Below are 6,964 nucleotides of genomic sequence, written 5' to 3' on the forward strand. Positions count from 1 at the left end.
TTCATCGATGTCGACTCCACCCACAAACGGGTCTACGGCCGGACCAAGCAGGGCGCCGAGTACGGCCGGTTCAAGGGCATCCGCACCCTGCACCCCCTGCTCGCCACCATCTGCACCCCCACCTCCCGGCCGGTGATCGCCACCGTGCGGCTGCGGCGCGGCAAAGCAGCCGACGCCCGCGGCGCCCCCAAACTTGTCAGCGAGGCGCTGGCCACCGCGGCCGAGGCCGGCTGCACCGGCCTGCGCATCCTGCGCGCGGACTCCCAGTTCTACAACGCCGGGGTGATCGCCGCCTGCCGCCGGGCCGGCGCCCGCTTCTCCCTCTCCTGCGGCATGAACCCCTCCATCAAACGGGCCGTCCTCGGCATCCCGGAGGAGGCATGGCAGCAGATCACCTACCCCACGGCCGTGCCCGATCCCGACACAGGGGAGCTCATCTCAGGCGCCGAGGTCGCCGAGATACCCGCCTACACCGCCTTCGCCGGCCGCAAGAAAGCCGAGCGCGTCACGGCCCGGCTGATCGTGCGCCGCGTCCGCGACCTGGCCAAACCCGCTGTCGTGGGCGAACAGGGCGAGCTGTTCCCGGTCTGGCGTTACCACCCGTTCTTCACCGACAACCCCGCCCCCACCCTCCAGGCCGAACGCGAGCACCGCCACCACGCTGTCGTCGAACAGGTCATCGCCGACAGCAATGCCGGAGCCTTCACCCACCTGCCCTCGGGGCATTTCCACGCCAACGCCGCCTGGCTGATCCTGTGGGCGATGGCCTACAACCTGCTGCGGGCCACCGGCGCACTGGCCTCCGCCTTCCACGCCAAAGCCACCACCGCCACCCTCCGCGCCCACCTGATCCAGGTCCCGGCCAGGCTCGCCCGCTCCGCACGGCGCATCACCCTGCACCTTCCGCGCAACTGGCACTGCCAGCACGCCTGGACACAGCTGTTCGACACCGTCCACGCACCACCAGAGGCGACTGGACGTCACTGAACTACCCCACCCCGCCAGGGCCCGACCGGAGCAGAACCGTGGAAAAGCTGGGCAGACCAGCAAATTCCCCCTGCCCGCACCCAGTCACAGCCCCGAGGCCAGGCCCGCGAAGCCTCAAAAGATCACTTCAGATACTGACCGGTGGATCGAGGCTTAACGCCGCCCACGCACGGATCGACCAGCGCCGGTTCGCCACCTTCGCCGAGTACGACCTGTTCCGAGGACTCACCGGGCTTGGCGCCCTCCTGCTGCGCCGCGAACCACACAGCGGCGAGTTGAAGGGCGTGCTGGAGTATCTGGTCAGACTCACCCAGCCGATCGCCGGGCCCAAAAGGCAGCAGCTGCCGGGATGGTGGGTCGACCACGCCCCGACCACCGACAAGGCCGCCACACCTGGCGGCCACGCCAACGCGGGCCTCGCGCACGGCATCACCGGACCCCTCGCCCTGCTCGCTCTGGCCAAGCGGCGCGGCGTCACCGTCAACGACCATGACGCCGCCATGACCCGGATCTGCCGCTGGCTCGACCGGATACGGCACACCGACCACCGGGGAACCCGCTGGCCCCGCTGGATCAGCGAGACGGGCCCCGCGCCCGCTCTCCCCTCCTCGCCCTCCTGGTGCTACGGCACGCCCGGCCAGGCCCGCGCGCAACAGCTCGCCGCCATCGCCATGGGCGACGAGGACCGCCAACGCATGGCCGAGCACGCCCTGCTGTACTGCCTGGACGACCCGACCCAGCTCGAGCAGCTCACCAACCGGGGCCTTTGCCACGGCGTGGGCGGCCTCCTGCGCACCGTCCAACGGGTCGCCGAGGACGCCGAAACCCCCCACCTGTTCACCCAACGGCTTCCCACGCTCAGCCAGCGCTTCCTCACCGCCGAACCGCCGGACGCCCCCGGCTTCCTCGAAGGGTGCGGCTCGTTTCGAGGGAACTCGTGACCAGCGGGTCGTAGTCGCCTGGGCTCCTGGCACACCCGAAAATCCGGTGTGAGCGGTGTGACCTGGGGTTACTGTGCTGCCGTGATTCTGACTGACACCGAAATTGGTGACTTGCTCGGACCCGCTGGGCTTCGACTCGTCGAACGGGTCCCGGGGAAGGTTCAGCTGCCTCCACTGCCGAAGTACGTGTCGCCGGCGAGCGCGCGGCCCGAACACGGGCGCTTCGACTCCGAACCGGACGAGGCCGCCGACCTGGATGCTCCGGACTTCGCAGACAAGGTCAACGCGGCGTGGCACCGCATGGCCATGGAGTACGGGCTCCTCGACGACCAGCGTGAGTTTCTCCTGGCGGTGGGCCGCGCACGCCTCGGGGAAGATCCAGATGATGAGCCCTACGAGGTGTGGTTCAGGGTCCAACTACTCGATGAGTGGGACCTGGTGGGGAGCGAGGTGGACTTGCTGCGGAGCGGCTTCGCGACCCTCTTCACTGATCGTTTCGTTCCGGAGTTCACGGTGGCTTCCCTGGACGGCCGGATGATGATGCAGACCACGGTGTGGGGGAACGGCGCTCTCAGCAGCATCGTCATCCGTCCGTAGCTGTCCCCGATTGAGACAGCTACTCCCGCTCTGGTCTGCTCGTCTCTACCGTGGTAGCGGGAGAGGAGCGGTGGATGGGCTCGCTGTTCGAGGAGTTGGAAGCCCGCGAGGCGACAGCCCGGACGCGGGTGGAGGAGTTGGAAGCCGAGCTCGCCGAGGTGTCCGGGCGGCTGAAAGCGGCCCGGGAAGGGCTGGAGCGGCTGCGGATCGCCCGGGAGACGGTAGCCGAGGTTCTGGCGGAGATGACCCCGGAGAAGCCGGGGGCCGCGGTCGACACGGGTCGGTCGAGCCCAGTTGATTCGGCGGCGTCGGCGTATGCGGGGGCCGAGCGGCGGGTCATCGGGGTGCTGACGGTCCCGAACTGGCAGCCCGGGATGGGGGCGGAGGTCCTGCCGCGGGTGTATCGGGACATCGTGGAGGTGGTGGCGGACGCGCCGGGGCCGATCCGCGCCAAGCAGATCGTGCCACGGATCGGACTGCCCGCCGAGACGGGGAAGATCGAGGGCACCCGGGCGAAGCTAAAGCGGCTGGTGGATCGCGGCTGGCTGGACGAGGACACGCCGGGCATGTTCGCCCCGGCTCGCCGCCGCGGTGGCGTTTCGCCCAACTCCCGTTAACAGCAGGGCTCTTCCGCGCCTACATTCGAAGGTGCGACCCAATCGATGCTGGACGGGAAGAGCCCTGGAGATGACACCGTACGACACGCATGCCACCGCTGACCCCTTTGCCCGCTCCCTCAGCGCCATCGAGACGCTGACCACCACGCTGTCAGGCAGCGATGCCAGCACGTGGACCCACACTGAACTGGAGGAATACCTGGATGCGGCCGGGCGGGAACTGCTCCGACTGCTGCTGCAGGACCACCTCGACCTGCGCGCGGCACGTGAGGAGGAACAGGTTCGCGCCGGAGCAGGGCCGGTCGTGGTCGGCCCGGAAGGCCGGGTGCGGCCTTGGCGCGAGACGGGACACTCACGTTGGCTGGCCACCGTGTTTGGGCTGGTCCGCGTCACGCGGGTCGCCCACCGCGGCCCCGGTGCCTGCAATGTCCATCCCGCCGACACTGCGTTGTCGCTGCCTGCGGGCCGGCACTCGACGGGTTTACGGCGGCTCGCTGTCACCGAGGCCATCCGCGGCTCGTTCGACCAGGCCCACCAAGCCGTCGAGCGCCGCTGCGGGAACGTACTCGGCAAGCGCCGACTGGAAGAGCTCGTGGTCGCCGCCGCGATCGACAGCGACGGCTTCTACCAGGCCAAAATCCCGGTCCCGTGCAGCCGCGAAATGCCGCTGGTGGTCCAGGTGGACGGAAAGGGCGTGGTCATGCGCCCCGAGGCCCTGCGCGAAGCCACCAGACGAGCCGCCGAAAAGGCTGCCAGCGGCCACCGCGGCCGACTTGCCCCCGGCGAGAAGCCGAACCGGAAGCGGATGGCGACCGTGGCCTGCATCTTTGACACCCGACCGGCGCCCAGACGTCCGCACGATGTGATCCACCCGCCCGGTGGGCGCAGCGGCGAGCGTCCCGCCCGCCCAGGACCGAAGGCCGAGAACAAGTGGTGCACCGCCTCGCTCGTCCGCTCGCCCGGACAGGTCATCGCCGACGCCTTCGACCAGGCTCAAGCACGCGACCCGAAGCACCTGCGACCGTGGGTCATCCTCGTCGACGGCGCCCGCCACCAGCTCGACCTGATCGCAGCGGAAACCGCCCGACGCGGCGTCACGGTTCATATCCTGCTCGACTTCGTGCACGTCGCCGAGTACACCTGGGCTGCTGCCCATGCCTTCCACCAACCCGGAACCACCGAGGCACAAGCCTGGGCGGCCGACCGTCTGACGGCGATCCTGGCAGGCCACGCCGCCCGCGAGGCCGAGGAGATGACCGCTCAGGCCGTTCAAGAACAACTGCCCACCACCCGGCGCGAGGCCGTCGAAGCCTGCGGCCGCTACTTGACCGGGCACCTCGACCAACTCCGCTACGACACCGCGCTCAACAACGGGTGGCCGATCGCCACCGGCGCGGTCGAGGGCGCCTGCCGCCACCTGATCGCCGACCGCCTCGACATCACCGGCGCCCGCTGGGGCCTACCCGGAGCCGAAGCCGTCCTGCGACTACGTGCCGTCGTCGCCAAGGCGACCTCGAACCCTACTGGCGCTTCCACACCCACAAGGAGCACGCGCGCATCTACCCCGACTCCGACCCGCAGCAGTTCGCCCTCACTGCCTGATCAACGTCGTCCCTCGAAACGAACTGCACCCTTCCTCGAAGGCGCGGCCGGAGCGACGCTGGCTTTCCAAAGCGCCGAAACAGGATCCGAGCCAGTCACCGACTGGGACGCTTGCCTGCTCCTGAGCTAAGGACACGCCATGGTGAATCCATACGAGGCCAGCCCCATGGAGGACGCCATCCTGTCCGTTCTCAGCGGAGTGCCCATCGAAGACGCCGCCTGCCGCTCCCGCACTACCCCCGCACAGCTGGCCGATGCGGTCGAGCGGTACCGCGCCGCCGGACGGGCCGCACTCGACACGCGCACGGCAGCCTGGCACCAGACGTACATCGAGTTCGCCGACTACCCCACCGCGGTACAGGCCTTCCGCGCCTGCCTCCTGCCGTCCCTGCGCGTTGCGCCCGTCGGCCAGTGGTGGTTCCTGCGCAAGTCCCCCTGCTGGCGCCTGCGGATCTACCCCAGCCCGGACGCCTCAGTGGAGGACACCACCGCGCACATCACCGAAGCCCTCGACAGCGCCGTGTCCTGGGGTGCGGTGAAGGACTGGTGGCCGTCCTTCTACGAGCCGGAGACGCTGGCGTTCGGAGGCCCCGCCGGTATGACGATCGCGCACTCCGTGTTCCACGCGGACAGCGTTGGCGTGCTCGACTATCAGCAGCATGTCACCGGAGGAAACGTAGCGCTGCTTGACGCCAAGGCGACCTCACTGCTCGTCACCACCCTGTTTCTGCGAGCCGCCGGACTCGAATGGGGTGAACAAGGGGACGTGTGGGGACAGGTCGAGTCCACACGGCCGCTGCCCAAGGACGTACCCGCCGACAAGGTCAGCGCCCTCGCTGACTCGATGCGGCAGCTGCTCCTGCGCGACGCTGACCCAGCACTCACTGACGGGCCGCTCGCGCCGCTGCGGAGCTGGGTGGCCGAGATGGAGCGCGCCGGTCGTAGCCTCGCAGCCGCTGCGAGAGACGGGCACCTTGGGCTCGGTTTGCGGAGCGTCCTGGCCCGGCACCTCCTTTTCCACTGGAACCGCATGGGCTTCAACGCCCGGCAGCAGGCCATCTGGTCACGCGCCGCGCGGGAGGCGGCACTTGGCCGGTAAGCGCCGAAGGCATCGGACGCATGGCAGCGGGCCCGGCCTCCGCAGGGGGGTGGGAGGCCGCACAGCTTGACGTCCTCGAAGCGGTCGGGGCCCCGGTGGTTCGCTGTGCCGGATACGCGTACGGGGTTCTGTTCACCAAGCCCGCGTACGGCATCGGGTCGGCGACCGACACCGCCCGCTACCGCGCGGCTCTCGCTGCACACCATCGTGTGCCGGTCGACGCCGTGGACGGGTACGTGATCGGCGAACACGGGGACGGCGCGGTCATCTGCGCCTCAGCCACTACCATCCACGGCGCACCGTGCCCCGTGCCCCTCGACCTCGTACACGCCCATCTCACCGAGCAGCCCCACCGGATCAACGCCCGGATAGGCCGCACCCGCCATGGCCCGGCCGCCGCCGTCCTCTCCGCGCTGCCGTCGTCGACAGCCGCGTCAGGATCGTCGCCCTGCTCGCCCAGCAGCGGCCCGAAGCGGTCGTGGCTATGCCGGAGTCCGAGTGGGTGGACTTCAGGGGGTGGGCCTCGCGGGCCCGTACGAGCTCAGCCTCGACTCGAAGAAGTATGAACTCGCCAAAGACGTCGCAGCGTTCGCCAACGCGGCCGGCGGTCCTCTGGTGTGCGGGTTCAAAGCGACTCGGCGGCCGACCGACCAAGACTGGTCAACGCCGAGCGGTACAAGGCGGTCATTGCCGAGCTCGTGGGCCCGACCATCAACGTCGCGTTCTCCTGGTACAACGATCCCGGTGACCTCGGCCTCGGCTACCACGACGACGGGACCGGCGGCATCCTCCTGCCGACGCTGCTCCAGATGGCCATGCGACGCCCTGGGACTGCCGGTCGGCGGCGAACGGGCCGACGCGAGGCTGCAAAGCCCCTCGGCCGAGGACTTCGGACACCTGACCAGCGATCTGGTGCGGTGCACGGTGACCGCGGATCAAAAGGTCGGCGCCCCCATGGGAGCAGATCGGACGCCCGCACGGTCTGAGCACTGGGCGGCGCGGGGCTGGTACGACCGGGCCCGGCTCCTAGGGCGTGTTTCAGAAGTGGATCTTGATGTGTCAAGATCCACTTCATGGGGAGGCACGATCTGACGAATGCGCAGTGGGCGAAGCTGGAGCCC

Annotated in this window: 5 protein-coding genes and 1 pseudogene; all 6 read left to right on the forward strand. The window is 69.4% G+C overall.

Translation table 11 applies throughout. The features are described 5' to 3' along the window. On the forward strand, positions 1-987 hold a 987-nt coding region (locus ACWCQ1_RS51350; RefSeq protein ID WP_451030044.1), incomplete at its 5' end, for an IS1380 family transposase. A 38-nt stretch (positions 988-1,025) separates the two neighbouring features. Next, entirely contained in the window at positions 1,026-1,928 is a 903-nt protein-coding gene (locus ACWCQ1_RS51355; protein WP_451030045.1) for a lanthionine synthetase C family protein, read from the forward strand. Between the two features lie 81 nt (positions 1,929-2,009). Then, positions 2,010-2,525 (forward strand): hypothetical protein, encoded by a 516-nt coding sequence (locus tag ACWCQ1_RS51360; RefSeq protein ID WP_451030046.1) that lies wholly within the window; start codon positions 2,010-2,012, stop codon positions 2,523-2,525. A 74-nt stretch (positions 2,526-2,599) separates the two neighbouring features. Further along, a complete protein-coding gene (locus tag ACWCQ1_RS51365) occupies positions 2,600-3,142 on the forward strand; it encodes a hypothetical protein (protein WP_451030047.1) in 543 nt (180 codons plus the stop codon). Between the two features lie 70 nt (positions 3,143-3,212). Next, positions 3,213-4,744 (forward strand): annotated as a pseudogene (locus ACWCQ1_RS51370) (ISKra4 family transposase). A gap of 139 nt (positions 4,745-4,883) precedes the next feature. Beyond that, complete coding sequence (locus tag ACWCQ1_RS51375) at positions 4,884-5,843, forward strand: thiopeptide-type bacteriocin biosynthesis protein (protein WP_451030048.1); 960 nt, start codon at positions 4,884-4,886, stop codon at positions 5,841-5,843. Positions 5,844-6,964 lie beyond the last annotated feature (1,121 nt).

This window comes from Streptomyces sp. NPDC002144 (assembly GCF_053593695.1).

Excerpts from the sequence above, each read along its gene's own strand:
- ACWCQ1_RS51365 (WP_451030047.1), top strand. The coding sequence starts at position 2,600 with ATGGGCTCGCTGTTCGAGGAGTTGGAAGCCCGCGAGGCGACAGCCCGG.
- ACWCQ1_RS51375 (WP_451030048.1), top strand. The coding sequence starts at position 4,884 with ATGGTGAATCCATACGAGGCCAGCCCCATGGAGGACGCCATCCTGTCC.